Source organism: Klenkia sp. PcliD-1-E (assembly GCF_024124375.1).
Taxonomy (GTDB): domain Bacteria; phylum Actinomycetota; class Actinomycetes; order Mycobacteriales; family Geodermatophilaceae; genus Klenkia.
In genome coordinates, this window is record NZ_JAMXRZ010000002.1 from 14,399 (window position 1) to 28,361 (window position 13,963).

The window sequence follows — 13,963 nt, forward strand, 5'->3', positions numbered from 1 at the left end:
GGTCCACCTCACATCGGAGACCACCATGCGAACCAGCACCCTCGGCCTGATCGTGGGCCTCGTCCTGGGCCTGGCCGGCGCCTTCGGCGGCTTCGGGGCCTTCGTCCTCGTGGCTGTCCTGGGCGCCATCGGCTTCGCGGTCGGCAGCGTCCTCGACGGCCAGCTCGACGTCACCTCCTACCTGCCCGGCGCCGACCGCACGCGACGATGACCACCGCCCACCCCACCGACCAGCCGGCCGACCAGCGGGCGCAGTCCGCCGCCGAGGGCCGGGGCGCGCTCGAGATCGCCGACCGGGTGATCGAAAAGATCGCCGCCCACGCCGCCGCCGGCGTCCCGCACGCCACCGGATCCCCCCGCCGGGTCCTGGGCCTGACCGTCAGCGAGGACCCGGGAACGCCCCAGGTCACGGCCAAGGTGCACGGCGACGTGGCGACGGTGTTCATCGACCTCGCCGTGACCTGGCCGGCGCCGGTCACCGAGGTCACCCGCGCTGTCCGCGCCGCCGTCATCGACCGGCTTACCACCCTGGTCGGCATCGGCACCGCCCAGGTCGACATCGAGGTGTCGGCGCTGCCGGCCGCCCGACGCGAGCAGCGCAGGGTCGCCTGATGCGCACCCTGGACCGCGTCCTGGCCGTCGTCCTGGCCATCGTCGGGTTCGCCGCCGGGATCGCTTTGACTGTGGAGATCGCCCACCGCGCCCTCGGCGGCAGCGGCCACCTACTGATTCCATACGAACCGGTGGCCGCTTTCGTCCGCAGCAACGCCTGGTCCTCCCCCGCTGTGCTGATCATCGGCGCCGTGCTGGCCCTGTTGGGGCTGGTGCTGCTGGTCGCCGAGCTCAAACCGCGCCGGCCCGGCCTGCTGGTGCTGGAGTCCGGGCACCCCGACGTGACCGCAGCCCTGCCCCGTGCCTCTATCGCCCGCGTCGTCGAGTACGCCACCAGCGACCTGCCCGGCATCGATCACGTGCGAGCCAAAGCGCGCGGCAACAAGATCACCCTCACCGCCCACACGCCCCTGGCCCGGGCCGGGGATTTGCCCGCCCAGGTGGAGTCCGCCGCCGCCCGCGCCCTGGCCGACCTGCGGCTGCGCCGCACCCCGACCGTGACCGTCCGCATGCAGGAAGGTGCCTGATGACCACCGTCCAGGCCGGCCCGGCCACCTTGGCGCCGGAGACCCGCTCACCCGCTGCGGTGCGCACCAACCGGGCCCTGCTCGGCCTGGGCGGGCTGCTCCTGCTCGCCACCGGGCTGGCCACCCTCGCCCTGGGCACTGGACTGCTCAACCCGCCGGCGCAAGAGGAACCTGTGCTCAACGAGGTCGCCGACGGCTGGCTGGACAGCCACAGCTGGATCTGGTGGCCCATCGCCGGCGCCGGCGTGCTCATCGCCGCGATCTGCCTGTGGTGGCTGCTGGCCCAGGCCCGGTCCAACCGGGTGTCCACCTTGCGCGTCGGAGAGCGCACCGACGCCGGCCGCACCACCATCGCCGCCTCGGCCCTCACCGACGCCGTGGAGACCGACGTCGAGTCCATCCGCGGCGTCGCCCGGGCACACGCCCACCTGGCCGGCACCCCCACCGCCCCCACCATGACCCTCACCGTCGCCCTCGACGGTCGAGTCGACGTGGCGCAGGTGCAAGCGCAGGTCATCGGCGAGGCGATCGAGCACGCCCGCAGCGCACTGGCTGTGGACACCTTGCCCACCCGTCTGGAATTCACCGTGCCGCGCACGGTGGCCCGCGACATCCGCTGACCCGACCGGGACGGACCTCCGTGCACCACACCTCGTTCACCTGGGCCGCAGGCGGCGCCCTGTTCCTCGCCGCTGGCATCGCGGCAGCGATGACCTCCCGACGCCTAGCCCGCACCCAGCCGCCCGGCCGCGCCACCACCGCACTACTGTGGCTCCTGGGCACTAGCACCCTGGCCGTCACCGCAGCAGCCTTGTGGTCGGGACCTGGCACCGCGCTCAGCCGCACCTGGCCATTCGCGATCGCCCTGGTGATGGCCCTGAGCCCACTGCTCCTTGCCGCGGCCCTCCGCCGCGGGCGCCCGCACTCATCCCGGGACACCAGCGATGTTGGGTGATCAATACCGCGATGACGATGAAGTCCTCGCTGATCTCGAACGAGACCTGACCGAAGACCGCCCGCTACGCAACCAGTTCACCGCGCACCCCACCAACACCACGTGGCCTATTCACACGGTGGTCCTGACCTGGCTATTCTGGATCATGGGACTGCTGCACGAGTAGGTGACATCTGATCTGTGGTGCCGAGAGGCGCCGCTGGAAGGATGTTGATCGTGCCCAAGCCCTACCCCGAGGAGTTCCGGGACGACGTGGTGAACGTTGCTCGCAGCCGTGAGCCCGGGACTCATCTGAAGCAGATCGCGGCGGACTTCGGGATCAGCGAGTCGTGTCTGACGAACTGGCTGAAGGTCGCTGACGTTGAAGACGGCGTCAAGCCGGGCGCCACGGCGGCGGAGAACACCGAGTTGCGTGATGCCCGCCGGCGGATCCGGTTGCTGGAGCAGGAGAACGAGGTGTTGCGCCGGGCGGCGGCCTACTTGTCGCAGGCAAATCTGCCGGGAAAATGATCTACCCGCTCGTCCGTGAGCTGGCCGCTGCCGGTGCCCGTGTGCGGGTGCCGGTCGCGGTGACGTGCCGGGTCTTGAAGATCGCCCGCCAGCCCTACTACCGGTGGCTGGCAGACCCGGTCACCGCCGCCGAGCTCGAGGCGGCCTACCGGGCCAACGCCCTGCACGACGCCCACCTCGACGACCCAGAGTTCGGCTACCGCTACCTCGCCGTCGAGGCCGCCGGCGCCGGGGAGCCGATGGCTGAGCGCACCGCGTGGGCGCTGTGCTCGGCGATGAGCTGGTGGTCTGCCTTCGGCAAGCCCCGCCGCGGCAAGGCCGGCCGGCCCGGGCCGCCGGTGCATGACGACCGGGTCCAGCGCGTGTTCACCGCGCCGGCACCGAACCGGTTGTGGCTGACCGACATCACCGAGCACCCCACCGCCGAGGGCAAGCTCTACCTCTGCGCGATCAAGGACGTGCACTCCAACCGGATCGTCGGCTACGCGATGGACGCCCGGATGCAGTCCCGGCTGGCCCTCGCAGCGCTGGAGTCCGCCGTCGCGCGACGGGCCACCGGCGGGAACGACGTCGCCGGCTGCATCGTCCACTCCGACAGGGGGTCGCAAGGCGGATTCCACCGGTCGTCGCAACACCTCGATCGTGGAGGTGTGTGTCGTGGCGACAGCCGACTGGAGCAGGAAGACCAGCGAGGTGCCCGAGGGTGTGCGTCGGCAGTGGCGGGCTGATCGGGCGCTCCGCCCGGCGATGCGCTCGCCGGGTCGGCCGGAGCCCTCGCGGGCGGTGCAGCGTCAGTTCTGGCGGGTCATCGCCACCGGGGTCACCTCGGTGGATGCGTCGCTGGAGGTGGGCGTGTCCTGGCCGGTCGGTTGCAGGTGGTTTCGCCACGCTGGCGGCATGGCCCCGATCTCGCTGGCCGAGCCCACGGGCCGGTACCTGTCGTTCGCTGAACGGGAGGAGATCGCGATCCTGCGGGCTACCGGCGCCGGGGTGCGCACGATCGCTCGCGCCGTCCAGCGGGACCCCTCGACGATCTCCCGCGAGCTGCGCCGTAACGCCGCCACCCGGGGCGGCCGACCGGAGTACCGGGCCACGGTGGCGCAGTGGAAGGCGCAGCAGGCTGCCAAGCGCCCCAAGGTCGCCAAGCTCGTGACCAACGTGCGGCTGCGCCATTTCGTGCAGGAGCGGCTGGATGGCACGGTGCGGCGCGCCGATGGCACCGCCGTCACCGGGCCGGTGACGGCTGAGTTCAAGGGGCGCACGATGAAGCCCCACCGCGCCGACCGGCGCTGGGCGACGGCTTGGAGTCCGCAGCAGATCAGCAACCGGCTGCGGCTGGACTTCCCCGACGATGAGTCCATGCGGATCAGCCACGAGGCGATCTACCAGGCGCTGTTCATCGAAGGCCGCGGCGCCCTCAAGCGCGAACTCGTCGCGTGCTTGCGCACCGGTCGAGCTCTTCGCGAGCCACGGGCCCGCACGCGCAACAAGCCCCACGGGCACGTCACCGATGAGGTGGTGTTGAGCCAGCGACCTGCCGAGGCCGCCGATCGGGCCGTCCCGGGCCACTGGGAGGGCGACTTGATCATCGGCACCGGACGCTCGGCGATTGGCACGCTCGTGGAGCGCTCCAGCCGCACCACGCTGCTGGTGCATCTCCCGCGCCTGAAGGGCTGGGGTGAGCAGCCGGTAGTGAAGAACGGGCCCTCCCTGGCCGGCTACGGGGCGTTGGCGATGAACGCGGCCCTGGCCTCCTCGATGGCGCGGTTGCCCGTGCAGCTGCGCCAGACCCTGACCTGGGATCGGGGCAAGGAGCTCTCCGGGCACGCCCAGTTGACCCTTGACACCGGCACCAAGGTGTTCTTCGCCGACCCCCACTCACCCTGGCAGCGACCCAGCAACGAGAACACCAACGGGCTGCTGCGTCAGTACTTCCCCAAGGGCACCGACCTGTCCCGGTGGACCGCTGAGGACCTCGAGGCCGTCGCGCTTGCGATCAACGACAGGCCCCGCAAGACACTGGGCTGGAAGACCCCCGCCGAGGTCTTCTCCGAGCAGCTACGGTCCCTCCAACAGCCCGGTGTTGCATCGACCGGTTGAACCCGCCCAATTCCGATCTCGGCGCTACGTTCACGCCCTCGGCGCTCATGGCCTGGTCGGCTCCATGGGCCGCGTCGGTGCTGCTGGGGACAACGCAGCGATGGAGTCCTTCTTCGCGCTGCTGCAGAAGAACGTCCTGGACCGGCAGCGCTGGGCCACCCGCCAGCAGCTGCGGATCGCGATCGTCACCTGGATTGAACGGACCTACCACCGCCGACTGCGGCAAGCCGCCCTCGGCCGCCTCACACCCATCGAGTGCGAGATGATCGAACCCGCACCAGCCGCCCAGGCCGCCTGACCCGAACTGTCACCTATCCGTGCAGCAGTCCCGACCCTCGGTAAGGGTCGGTGGCGGGGCGCTCTTCGTTGCAGAAGCCGTCGTCGACGAGCTGTAAACCGACGACGACGTCGACCTCGAGCCACAGCGCGGCTGGCAGGACTACCTGCAGCGACTGGCCCATGGGGTGCGACGCATCGCGCTGGCCCACCCCGCCTTGTTCCCGTTGGTGGCCACCCGCCCCCCGGCCGCACCATGGGTCAGACCCCCGCTACGCAGCCTCGGGTGGGTGGAGTCGCTGCTGTCGGCGTTGCTGGCCCATGGATTCAGCCCTGAGCAGGCCGTCGTGGTCTACCGGGCCTACCGGGCCTACACCAGCTTCCTGCTGGGCCACCTGCTGCCGGAAGTCACCCAGCGCGGGGTGGCAAGCAACACCATCGACGACCCCGACGGCAGCACCGATGACGGCCGGGCCGACATCGGGACGGGCTTTCCGATGCTGGTCGACCTGCAGGACCTGCTGTCCCTGGACGAGACAGGGACCGAGTTCGGGAATCATTGAAGAACCTCATCACCCGGCTCTCCACCGTGGTCTCCGCCCGGACCACCCACCTGTAGCCCGATTGCCGGCATCCGGTCCGAGTCGACAGTCATCGTTCGACAACGAGGTTTGCATCTTATTTACGCGGTAAAGCAGGGGGTGCGGCCGTCCGCGTCGCAGCCGTGAGCTCAGCGCTCGCCGGCGCCCCCGACCCAGGAGCTGTGATGAGCACCCCCACCGACCCCACCACCACGACCGGCAAGGGTGCGAGCAAGCCCTCCACCGAGTTGGTCTCCACCCAGGGGAAGACCACCATCGCCGACACCGTCGTCTCCAAGATCGCCGGAATGGCCGCTCGCGAAGTCAATGGCGTTCACCGTCTCGGTGGCGGCACCGCCCGCGCATTCGGTGCTATCCGCGAACGCATCCCGGGCTCCGGTGGCGCCAACGTCAGCCAGGGTGTCTCGGTGGAGGTCGGGGAGACCCAGGCCGCCATCGACATCGATGTCGTCGTGGAGTACGGCGTGGCCATCGCCGACCTCGCCGCCGGGATCCGGCGCAACGTCATCTCCAACCTGCAGCAGATGACCGGCTTGGAGGTCGTGGAGGTCAACATCGCCGTCGACGACATCCACCTGCCCACCGACGACGCCGCAACGGAGGACGAGCAGCAGCCCTCCCGAGTCCAGTGACCGGCCCGGGCCGCACGCACCCCCCAGCCCCGACTGCCCGGGCGCTGCCCTCCCAACCTGCAGGACCGGGTCCAGTCGTGGAGGGCGTCGACATCGAAGCCTTGCCGCAGCGGTGCGTGCGTGTCCGGCCGTGGCTGACCTATCCCCTGGCTCGTTGGGCACGGTCGCGACCTACCTGCCCGGCCGGCGGGTGCCCGGAATCGCGGTACGGCACGCGTCAGGGAATGGCTCCACAACACAGAGCTTGCAGGTCGACGTTCATGTCGTGGCCGTATACGGCCCGACGATGGCGACCGTGGCCACCCAGGTGCACACCGTGATCGCAGCCCATGCTCCCGGTGCAGTGGTCGCCGTCGCCATCGACGACATCGTTGTAGGCGAGGATGCCGCCGCGCTGCAGGTCGATACGACTAGCCCCGGGACAACCGCATGAGCGCTACCGGCGGTGGCCAGCGCGCTGAGTTCCGGGCCTTTGTGCGGGCCCACCACCCAGACGTCGGCGGGGATCCGGCCATCTTCCAGGCCGGGCTGGCCGACCGTGGTCGCAGCCACCACGGTCGCCACCGCCCGCCGGTCACTGTGGTGCCCAGCAGGTCACTGCCGGCTCGGCTACGCCGACTGCACCGGCGCCTGCGCCGGGGCAGGCGCCCCACGCGCAGCGTCCCGCTGCGCTGAGCTGCCCTTTCCCTACCTGCCTACCCACGTTCCCCTCCTTGGAGATCATCATGCGTCCCAGCACTCTAGGCCTGGTTGTGGGCCTCATCCTCGGCGTGGCCGGCGCCTTCGGGGGGTTCGGGGCTTTCGTCCTGGTCGCCGTCCTCGGCGCCATCGGATTCATCGTCGGCAAGGCCGTGGAAGGCCAGATCGATGTGTCCAGCTACCTGCCCGGCGCCGACCGCACCCGGCGATGAGCCTCACCGCATCGGCTGACCCCCGGCTGGACACCCCCCCGGAGGACCGCGGCCGACTGGATATCAAGGACCGGGTGATCGTGAAGATCGCCGCCCACGCCGCCACCGGCATTGAACACGCCACCGGTTCCCCCCACCGGGTACTGGGGGTCGCCATCGGTGATGAGCTCGGCGCACCTGCGGTCACCGCCCAGGTGCACGGGGACATCGCCACCATCACCATCGACCTGGGCGTGGCGTGGCCGGCCTCGATCATCGACGTCACCCGCGCGGTCCGCGCAGCCGTCATCGACCGGCTCACCACCCTGGCCGACATCCACACCGCCCAGGTCGACATCGCCGTCACCGCTATGCCCGCCCCCCGCAGCCGCCGCGGGAGGGTTGCCTGATGCGACTATTCGACCGCATTGCGGCCGTCGTGCTCGCCGCCCTCGGGTTCGCCGCCGGCGCCGTGGTGGTCGTGGAGATCGCCCACCGCGCCTTCGGTGGCACCGGGCACCTGGTGGTGCCCTACGAGCCCGCGGCCGGTTTCGTCCGGGGCCACGCGTGGTCCTCGGCCCCGGTCATCGTCATCGGCGTCGGCCTGGCCGTCGTCGGACTAGTCGTGCTAATCGCCGAACTCACGCCGCGGCGTCCCGGGCTGCTGGTCCTGGAATCCGGGCATCCGGACGTCACCGCGGCACTCCCCCGGTCCTCGGTGGCCCGCGTCGTCGAGCACGCAGCCGGCGATGTGCCCGGCGTGGAATCGGTGCGGGCCGCCGCTCGCGGACGCCGGGTCACCCTCACCGCTCGCACCCTGATCACCGACCCCGGTGACCTGTCCACCCAGCTCGACTCGGTGGCCACCCAGGCACTGGCCGGGCTGCACCTACGGCGCACCCCCCCGGTAACCGTCCGCATCCAGGGAGGCCCCTCGTGACTACCGTCCAAGCCGGACCGGCCACCCTGCCCACCGAGACCCGGTCACCGGGCGCAGTACGAACCAACCGCCTCCTGCTCGTGCTGGCAGGTGTGCTCCTGCTGACCGCTGGGCTGCTCACCCTCGCGCTGGGCACCGGACTGCTCAACCCCCCAGCCCAGGACCAGGCGGTGCTCAATCACGTCGCCGACACCTGGCTGACCTCCCACAGCTGGGTGTGGTGGCCCATCGCCGCCGGCGGGGTGCTCCTGATGGTGCTGTGCGCGTGGTGGCTGCTGGCCCAAGCCCGGTCCAACCGGGTGTCCACGCTGCGCATCGGGGAACGCACCGGGCAGGGCCGCACCACCATCGCCGCGTCCGCACTCACCGACGCCATCGAGGCCGACGTCGAGACCTACCGCGGCGTGACCCGGGCCCGAGCCCATCTCAGCGGCACCATCAGCGCACCCACCCTTACCCTCACCGTCGCCCTGGACGGACGGGTCGATGTCGACCAGGTGCAGCAACAGGTCAGCGAGCAGGCGCTCACCCACGCTCGAACCGCCCTCGGGGTTGCCTCGTTGCCCACCCGCTTGGAGCTCACCGTGCCCCGTACCACCGCCCGCGACGTGCGCTGACCACGCCGATGTCCACCGACCTGGGCACCATTCCCTCGGGGGCCTTGGTGCTTACCACAGCCGCCGTCCTCGCTGCCGCCACCGGAACGTTCTTGGTGCGCGCCGCCGCTGCCGGACGCCCCCGCAGCGACGTCCACGTCTTGGTGTTGTTGCTGCTGCTCACCGCGGTGGCCGAGACCGGTGCGGCGTTGCTGTCCACCGGCCGCTGGGAGCTCGCCGGGGTGTGGCCCTCCACCGTCGCGGCGGTCATCTCGGTCGCACCCCTGCTGGCCGGCGCGTGGCACTACCGCAGCAGCCATGACGGTCAGGGTCATCGCCGACGCGGGCCCGGTCATGGACGCTGAGAGCGAGCGGGAGTTGGCCGCGCTGGCCGACCGGCTGCGCGCCGACGACCCGCGCTTCGCCGACCGCCTGGCCACCTCGGTCCCCGCCGCCGCACCATGGCCGGTGCAGACCATGACCTGGTGCTGGATCCTGCTGACCAGCGCCCTGGTCACGGCATACCTGTGGTTCGGAAACTCCGCAGCCCTGGTTCTCGCCACGACGCTGGCGGTGCTGTACCCGGCCGGTCTGCTCACCGCACTTCGCCTGCGCGCGTCGATCCAGGTGCTGGCCGGCGTCGCCTCGGTGGACCGCCGAAGTCGCCACCGCCGATAGCCGTCGGCGCGGTGCACGTGGTGGCAGGTCAGGCCTGCAGCCGCTGGAACACCGGACGCCCCCAACCGGCAGGCGGGGTCAGCCCCGTCGAGGGGTGGGGAGGTCTCGGCGGCTCCGTTTGGCTGTGTACATGGCCCGGTCGGCGCTGCTGAGCAACGTGTCCGGTGAGGAGTCGGTGCCGGAGATCGCTACCCCCACGCTGATGCCGATGGTGTGCGTGCCGTGGGTGGACAGCACCGGGGCGGTGAATGCACCGCGAACGCGGTCGGCGATGGTGTCGGCCTGTTGCCAGCTGCGCATCCCCGGGCACAGCAGGACGAACTCATCGCCACCGAGTCGGGCCACGGTGTCACCCGGGCGTACGGCCTGGCGCAGGTAGCCGGCGGCGGTGATGAGCACCTCATCGCCCACGGCGTGGCCGTGGTGGTCGTTGACGGCTTTGAAGCGGTCCAGGTCGCAGTAGAGAACGGCGACCTGGGTGCCCTGCCGGGTTGCGCTGTGCAGCGCGTGGGTGAGCCGGTCCATCAGCAGGGTCCGGTTGGGCAGTCCGGTCAAGCCGTCGTGCAGAGCGGCGGTGCGCAGCTGCTGCTCCATCTTTCGCTGGCTGGTGACATCAGCCATCGCCACCACCGCGCCCAGCACCTCTCCGTCATCGCCCATGACGCGCGACGCCGAGCAGGTGACCAGCCGTGCCTGTGCCCCGTGGGCACGGATGACGATCTCGGCGTCGAGCACCCGGCCTTCCTCGAACGCGCGCAGCAGAGGAACCTGGCCAGCCGACAGCGGGGTGACCCCATCGGAGGCGAACAGATCATAGGCAGTGGGGATGTCCGCGGGGGCGACCCGGGCGGCTTCACCCGCGGGCTCGTCGTGCCCGTGCCATTGGCGGCTGACCCTGTTGAAGTAGGTGACCTGCCCATCGGCGTCGGCGGCGACCACCCCTACCGGGAGCGCCTCCAGCAGAGCTCGGGAGAACGCCTGGGTGCGAGACAGCCGCGCATAGGCCTCGCCGAAGAAGGACTGGGCCTGGTCGGCGCTGCGATCGGTGCGCCGTCGCTGCAACAGCACCACGACCAGCGCGGCGAGGTCCTCCAGAGCAGCGATGTGGGCACCGGTCAGGTCACCGGGGGTGTCATCGTGTACGCACAGGGTCCCCACGATGACGCCGGCAACCTGCAGCGGTGTGCTGGCATACAGCCGCACGTGGCCACGGCGACCATCGACCCACGGGTTACCGGCGAACGCCGGGACCGCCGAGGCGTCCCCCACTGCCACGGTGACCCGTGAGCGCGCCGCGGTCTGACACAGGGACTCATGTCGAGGGGACCGCGACCACCCGGAGCCGGTGCGGGCGAGCTGGTACTGCCAGGAACCGTCCAGCAGGTTGATCACTGCCTGCCCGGCGCCGGTGAGCATGACAGCCAGCCGCAGCACTCCGTCCAGCTCGGGGTCGATGGGCAGGTCGGCCAGATCGAGGTCCGTCATCGTTCGACCTTGCGTTGCAGGAGCGGGCTGCGCCAGGGGCATGTCGTGGGTAACGGGCACCCAATGGCCCTGCTTGAACGCTGAAACAAGAGCTCACCCCACGGGGTGATGCGGGGTCCGCTGCTGTCGACGCAGCCAGCAGCAAAGGTCATCTTCAGTGTGGCTGACTAGCGCGGTGCAGGGAAGCCCGCCGGTCACGGGGGTCACCGGCGGGAGTGGCTGGACGCTAATCGTCGTCGGCGTCCGTGTCAGCCCCCGGGACGTCTCACGCACCTCAGCGCACACCGCTGGGGAGGTGCTGACCGGTGAGATGCTCCTATGCCTCGTCAAGTGGTCAGGACGTGGTGGATCTCGCGGGCGATGTAGCGCTTGAGGCAGCGAATGATCTTGAGGTTGCTCAGGCCTTGGGCGCGTCTGCGGGCAGCGTAGTCGCGGGTGGGTTGGTGGGCGGAGAGCCTGACCAGGGCGATGACGTGCAAGGCGTAGTTGGCATGTCGGTCGCCGCCGCGGTTGAGCCGGTGGCGGGTGGTGCGGCCGTTGCTGGCCGGCAGCGGTGCGGTGCCGCAGAGCTGGGCGAAGGCGGCTTCGGAGCGGAGACGGTCAGGGTCGTCCCCGGCGGTGATCAGTAGCTGGGCGCCGACTTCGGTGCCAACGCCGTAGACATCCATCAACTGCGGGGCTGTCGCCTGGACCAGGGGCTGCAGTTCGGTGTCGATGTCGGCGATCTCCTCGGTCAGCGCGGTGATCCGTCGGGCCAGCCGGCGCAGGGTTGATCTGGTCGCCGCAGCGACCGGGTCGCTGGCCTGGGACGGCGGCTGGGTGGTGCGCATCCGCCGGCAGGTGCCCAGCAGCTCTCGGGTGGACTGCCCGGCCAGCGCCAAGCGCAGCTGCGCTGGTCCGGTGAGCACGACGGCCTTGAGCTGGTTGATCGCCTGGGTGCGGCCCTTGATGGCGCTGCGCCTGGCCACCCGCAGCGTGCGGATGGCCTCCACCTGCCCGTCGCGAGTCTTCGGAATGCCGACTGCGGCGCCGGAGAGCACGGCTGCTGCGGCGGCGTAGGCATCGATCGGGTCGCTCTTGCCGTGCTGACGTCGGGTCTTGCGGTCGGGCCGGTCCACTTCGATCACCACCTGCCCAGCCGCCCGCAGGTCTCTGGCCAGCCCGGCGCCGTAGGCGCCGGTGCCCTCCACCCCAAACGCAGCGACTTCGCCGTGCTCGGCGGCCCACTCACGCAGGTGCCGGTAGCCCTCCGGCGTGGTGGGGAAGCCGGCGTCGGCGATCGGGCGGCCCACCTCATCGAAGACTGCCGCGTGGTGGGTGTCGCTGTGGGGGTCCACCCCGACGGTGACAACCCGCCGGGTGCTGGTCATGCTCGTCATGTCGTCTCCCGCTCGCACCGGTGATGGCGACGCGCGTCCGGGCGGGCCGGTCGGACAAGACAGTGATGGGTGCCTCTCGCACAGGCTCCTATGAGGTCATGACCACCCGCTCGGACGTGCGCACAGACGCCACCGGACGCGGCCGACAGATCTCAGCCAAGACAGCCAGGCGTCGGTCAGAACACTGGGTCAGACCGCGCCCGATGACGCTGCAACCATCCTCACTGTCAGTACTCACGCAGCGTTAACCACGCCGCGGAGGAGGGCGATGAGATGGGGTCGTTCCCAGGACAACGGGTGGGGGCTGAGCCGTTGCCACCACAGGGCTTGCAGCAACGCCTGCCATGACGCCACCTGCACGGTGGTGATGGTCTGCCCCTGCGCCCGGCTTGCTGCGGCTACGGCCTGGACTCCGTCCTGAAGGGGCGCGAGAAGGGACTGCTCCACCGCAGCTGCAATGACAGGATCGGCGCCGGCCATGGACACCACGGCGGCCGCAGCCCGCTCGGACTGATTCGGTGGTGCAGCCCAGCTGGGGATCAAGCTGGCCAGGTCATCGGCAATGGCACCAGTCAGATCTGGGTAGGGCACGTGGACAGCGTCGGTGATCACATCGGCCACCAGGTAGGAGATGGACGGCCAGCGCCGGTAGATCCCGGCCTTGCCGCACCCCAGCATGCTGGACAGCATGTCCGCGTTCAGGGCGCGTTCACCGTGTTCGGCCAGCACCTCAGCCGCGGCGGTCTTCACCCGCTCAGTCAACTCCGCAGACAGCGGCCGACCCGGGTGTCGGTCGGTCACGACGAGGCCACCTCGCCCCCCGAGTGGGAGTTCACCGACCGGGCACACCAGCCCGCCGTGAACTGCCCGCCAGCCGAGAACGAAGCTGGCGTACCCGTTCGGCATATCGCCGACCCTGAACTTCTACGTCTCGATGGCACGCAACGCATATTGGCATGAAACCTGACGATTGTATGCCCGGCCAAGCCGCCCGAGCCGTCTCCCGGCCGCCGTGGGGTGGCGCCGGTACCAACGGACCGCTCGCTGGGTGAGAGGGACGTCGTGGACGCAGCCCCCGCGGTGTGCGGCGGGCGATAGCTTGAAGCTTGTGCAGCCCCTCCAGGATCGCCCCGCCCCGCCTCTGGCTCGGCTGCTGCTGATGGGCAGCCGTTGGTTCGACGCAGCGTGTGCAGCTGAACTGCTGCGGATGGGGTGGCCGCGGCTGAGCCCGGCCCAGACCCTGGTGTTCGCCTACGCCGGGTTCGATCGCCTCACCGTGCCCACCTTGGCGCGCCGCTTGGGCAACACTCGGCAATCGACCCATCAGTTGGCCCAGGGCTTGGTCGACCTGGGCTTGTTCGCCTTTACCGTCGATCCCGGACGGCGCGGTGGACGACTGCTGGGCATCACCGAACGGGGCACGGCCCTGGCCACCGACGCCTACCAGGTCCTCGGCCGGCTGGAGGCGACATTGGGCGGGCACTCCGCCGAGGTGCTCCGCGAGCACCTGCAGCTCATCGACTTCGAGCGGCGACCGCTACCAGCAGACCCCCTTGTGGCCGCCCCGACCACGTCTCCGGACAGCGGTGAGGACCCCGGCCCCACGCGGCCCACACCGCTGGCGCCGCGATGAGGCCGCTGCCTTGACAGGGACTACCCCCTCACACCCGCCACGGCCCGCACCATCCCCACACCCCGGACTCCCCGGGCAATCGGACACCCACCTCCAGTTCGTCAGGGGACCTGACGATGAGCTGCCGTCAGCTGTAGGTTGCCGACAA

Annotated in this window: 21 protein-coding genes and 1 pseudogene; 18 read left to right on the plus strand and 4 right to left on the minus strand. The window is 70.5% G+C overall.

The window, feature by feature from the left end; genetic code table 11:
- Positions 1-25 precede the first annotated feature (25 nt).
- The 8 genes and pseudogenes from NH342_RS00825 to NH342_RS00860 all read left to right on the plus strand — a co-directional run.
- On the plus strand, positions 26-211 hold the full coding sequence (locus tag NH342_RS00825; protein WP_253010285.1) for a hypothetical protein: 186 nt from the start codon (positions 26-28) through the stop codon (positions 209-211).
- Complete coding sequence (locus NH342_RS00830; RefSeq protein ID WP_253010287.1) at positions 208-612, plus strand: Asp23/Gls24 family envelope stress response protein; 405 nt, start codon at positions 208-210, stop codon at positions 610-612. Before NH342_RS00825 ends, NH342_RS00830 begins: the two co-directional genes overlap by 4 nt.
- Positions 612-1,139 carry a DUF6286 domain-containing protein gene (locus tag NH342_RS00835; RefSeq protein ID WP_253010289.1) on the plus strand — a complete coding sequence of 176 codons (528 nt, stop codon included), beginning with the start codon at positions 612-614 and terminating at the stop codon, positions 1,137-1,139. Before NH342_RS00830 ends, NH342_RS00835 begins: the two co-directional genes overlap by 1 nt.
- A complete protein-coding gene (gene amaP, locus NH342_RS00840; protein ID WP_253010291.1) occupies positions 1,139-1,759 on the plus strand; it encodes an alkaline shock response membrane anchor protein AmaP in 621 nt (206 codons plus the stop codon). Before NH342_RS00835 ends, amaP (NH342_RS00840) begins: the two co-directional genes overlap by 1 nt.
- A 551-nt stretch (positions 1,760-2,310) precedes the next feature.
- Positions 2,311-2,604 (plus strand): transposase, encoded by a 294-nt coding sequence (locus NH342_RS00845; RefSeq protein WP_253010293.1) that lies wholly within the window; start codon positions 2,311-2,313, stop codon positions 2,602-2,604.
- A complete protein-coding gene (locus NH342_RS00850; RefSeq protein ID WP_253010295.1) occupies positions 2,601-3,332 on the plus strand; it encodes a DDE-type integrase/transposase/recombinase in 732 nt (243 codons plus the stop codon). The genes NH342_RS00845 and NH342_RS00850 overlap by 4 nt, the downstream gene beginning before the upstream one ends.
- A gap of 169 nt (positions 3,333-3,501) precedes the next feature.
- A complete protein-coding gene (locus tag NH342_RS00855; RefSeq protein WP_253010471.1) occupies positions 3,502-4,704 on the plus strand; it encodes an IS30 family transposase in 1,203 nt (400 codons plus the stop codon).
- 4 nt (positions 4,705-4,708) lie between these two features.
- Positions 4,709-5,002 (plus strand): annotated as a pseudogene (locus tag NH342_RS00860) (integrase core domain-containing protein); the annotation flags it as partial.
- A 13-nt stretch (positions 5,003-5,015) separates the two neighbouring features.
- On the opposite strand, the gene NH342_RS00865 reads toward NH342_RS00860, so the two are convergent.
- Positions 5,016-5,192: a hypothetical protein gene (locus NH342_RS00865; protein WP_253010475.1), complete on the minus strand. Its 177-nt coding sequence runs from the start codon at positions 5,190-5,192 to the stop codon at positions 5,016-5,018.
- On the opposite strand from NH342_RS00865, the gene NH342_RS00870 reads away from it, so the two are divergent.
- The 9 genes from NH342_RS00870 (at position 5,169) to NH342_RS00910 (ending at position 9,318) form a co-directional block, all read left to right on the plus strand.
- On the plus strand, positions 5,169-5,543 hold the full coding sequence (locus NH342_RS00870; protein ID WP_253010297.1) for a hypothetical protein: 375 nt from the start codon (positions 5,169-5,171) through the stop codon (positions 5,541-5,543). The genes NH342_RS00865 and NH342_RS00870 overlap by 24 nt on opposite strands.
- A 203-nt stretch (positions 5,544-5,746) precedes the next feature.
- The gene (locus NH342_RS00875) at positions 5,747-6,214 is read left to right on the plus strand and encodes an Asp23/Gls24 family envelope stress response protein (RefSeq protein ID WP_253010299.1); all 468 of its coding nucleotides are present in this window, start codon (positions 5,747-5,749) and stop codon (positions 6,212-6,214) included.
- A gap of 295 nt (positions 6,215-6,509) precedes the next feature.
- On the plus strand, positions 6,510-6,647 hold the full coding sequence (locus tag NH342_RS00880) for a hypothetical protein (protein WP_253010301.1): 138 nt from the start codon (positions 6,510-6,512) through the stop codon (positions 6,645-6,647).
- Between the two features lie 280 nt (positions 6,648-6,927).
- Positions 6,928-7,125 (plus strand): hypothetical protein, encoded by a 198-nt coding sequence (locus NH342_RS00885; protein WP_253010303.1) that lies wholly within the window; start codon positions 6,928-6,930, stop codon positions 7,123-7,125.
- Positions 7,122-7,514 (plus strand): Asp23/Gls24 family envelope stress response protein, encoded by a 393-nt coding sequence (locus tag NH342_RS00890; RefSeq protein ID WP_253010305.1) that lies wholly within the window; start codon positions 7,122-7,124, stop codon positions 7,512-7,514. Before NH342_RS00885 ends, NH342_RS00890 begins: the two co-directional genes overlap by 4 nt.
- Positions 7,514-8,044, plus strand: coding sequence for a DUF6286 domain-containing protein (locus NH342_RS00895; RefSeq protein ID WP_253010307.1), 531 nt, complete (start codon positions 7,514-7,516; stop codon positions 8,042-8,044). Before NH342_RS00890 ends, NH342_RS00895 begins: the two co-directional genes overlap by 1 nt.
- Positions 8,041-8,661 (plus strand): alkaline shock response membrane anchor protein AmaP, encoded by a 621-nt coding sequence (amaP, locus tag NH342_RS00900; RefSeq protein ID WP_253010310.1) that lies wholly within the window; start codon positions 8,041-8,043, stop codon positions 8,659-8,661. Before NH342_RS00895 ends, amaP (NH342_RS00900) begins: the two co-directional genes overlap by 4 nt.
- Before the next feature lie 8 nt (positions 8,662-8,669).
- Positions 8,670-9,005: a hypothetical protein gene (locus NH342_RS00905; protein WP_253010312.1), complete on the plus strand. Its 336-nt coding sequence runs from the start codon at positions 8,670-8,672 to the stop codon at positions 9,003-9,005.
- Positions 8,959-9,318, plus strand: a complete 360-nt coding sequence (locus NH342_RS00910; protein WP_253010314.1) for a DUF3040 domain-containing protein — start codon at positions 8,959-8,961, stop codon at positions 9,316-9,318. Before NH342_RS00905 ends, NH342_RS00910 begins: the two co-directional genes overlap by 47 nt.
- A 78-nt stretch (positions 9,319-9,396) precedes the next feature.
- On the opposite strand, the gene NH342_RS00915 is transcribed toward NH342_RS00910, so the two are convergent.
- The 3 genes from NH342_RS00915 to NH342_RS00925 all read right to left on the minus strand — a co-directional run bounded on the left by NH342_RS00915 (position 9,397) and on the right by NH342_RS00925 (position 12,983).
- Positions 9,397-10,803, minus strand: coding sequence for a diguanylate cyclase domain-containing protein (locus NH342_RS00915; protein WP_253010316.1), 1,407 nt, complete (start codon positions 10,801-10,803; stop codon positions 9,397-9,399).
- A 326-nt stretch (positions 10,804-11,129) separates the two neighbouring features.
- Entirely contained in the window at positions 11,130-12,182 is a 1,053-nt protein-coding gene (locus NH342_RS00920; RefSeq protein ID WP_253010318.1) for an IS110 family transposase, read from the minus strand.
- A 234-nt stretch (positions 12,183-12,416) separates the two neighbouring features.
- Positions 12,417-12,983, minus strand: a complete 567-nt coding sequence (locus tag NH342_RS00925) for a TetR/AcrR family transcriptional regulator (protein WP_253010320.1) — start codon at positions 12,981-12,983, stop codon at positions 12,417-12,419.
- A gap of 307 nt (positions 12,984-13,290) precedes the next feature.
- Here NH342_RS00925 and NH342_RS00930 point away from each other — a divergent pair, with 307 nt between their 5' ends.
- Positions 13,291-13,815: a MarR family winged helix-turn-helix transcriptional regulator gene (locus tag NH342_RS00930; RefSeq protein ID WP_253010322.1), complete on the plus strand. Its 525-nt coding sequence runs from the start codon at positions 13,291-13,293 to the stop codon at positions 13,813-13,815.
- The last annotated feature ends 148 nt before the right edge of the window (positions 13,816-13,963 follow it).

What these genes read in the sequence shown, in the direction of transcription:
- NH342_RS00825 (WP_253010285.1), top strand. Translation starts at nt 26, where the DNA reads ATGCGAACCAGCACCCTCGGCCTGATCGTGGGCCTCGTCCTGGGCCTG.
- NH342_RS00830 (WP_253010287.1), top strand. Translation starts at nt 208, where the DNA reads ATGACCACCGCCCACCCCACCGACCAGCCGGCCGACCAGCGGGCGCAG.
- NH342_RS00835 (WP_253010289.1), top strand. Translation starts at nt 612, where the DNA reads ATGCGCACCCTGGACCGCGTCCTGGCCGTCGTCCTGGCCATCGTCGGG.
- amaP (WP_253010291.1), top strand. Translation starts at nt 1,139, where the DNA reads ATGACCACCGTCCAGGCCGGCCCGGCCACCTTGGCGCCGGAGACCCGC.
- NH342_RS00850 (WP_253010295.1), top strand. Translation starts at nt 2,601, where the DNA reads ATGATCTACCCGCTCGTCCGTGAGCTGGCCGCTGCCGGTGCCCGTGTG.
- NH342_RS00855 (WP_253010471.1), top strand. Translation starts at nt 3,502, where the DNA reads ATGGCCCCGATCTCGCTGGCCGAGCCCACGGGCCGGTACCTGTCGTTC.
- NH342_RS00875 (WP_253010299.1), top strand. Translation starts at nt 5,747, where the DNA reads ATGAGCACCCCCACCGACCCCACCACCACGACCGGCAAGGGTGCGAGC.
- NH342_RS00890 (WP_253010305.1), top strand. Translation starts at nt 7,122, where the DNA reads ATGAGCCTCACCGCATCGGCTGACCCCCGGCTGGACACCCCCCCGGAG.
- NH342_RS00895 (WP_253010307.1), top strand. Translation starts at nt 7,514, where the DNA reads ATGCGACTATTCGACCGCATTGCGGCCGTCGTGCTCGCCGCCCTCGGG.
- NH342_RS00905 (WP_253010312.1), top strand. Translation starts at nt 8,670, where the DNA reads ATGTCCACCGACCTGGGCACCATTCCCTCGGGGGCCTTGGTGCTTACC.
- NH342_RS00910 (WP_253010314.1), top strand. Translation starts at nt 8,959, where the DNA reads ATGACGGTCAGGGTCATCGCCGACGCGGGCCCGGTCATGGACGCTGAG.
- NH342_RS00915 (WP_253010316.1), bottom strand. Translation starts at nt 10,803, where the DNA reads ATGACGGACCTCGATCTGGCCGACCTGCCCATCGACCCCGAGCTGGAC.
- NH342_RS00920 (WP_253010318.1), bottom strand. Translation starts at nt 12,182, where the DNA reads ATGACGAGCATGACCAGCACCCGGCGGGTTGTCACCGTCGGGGTGGAC.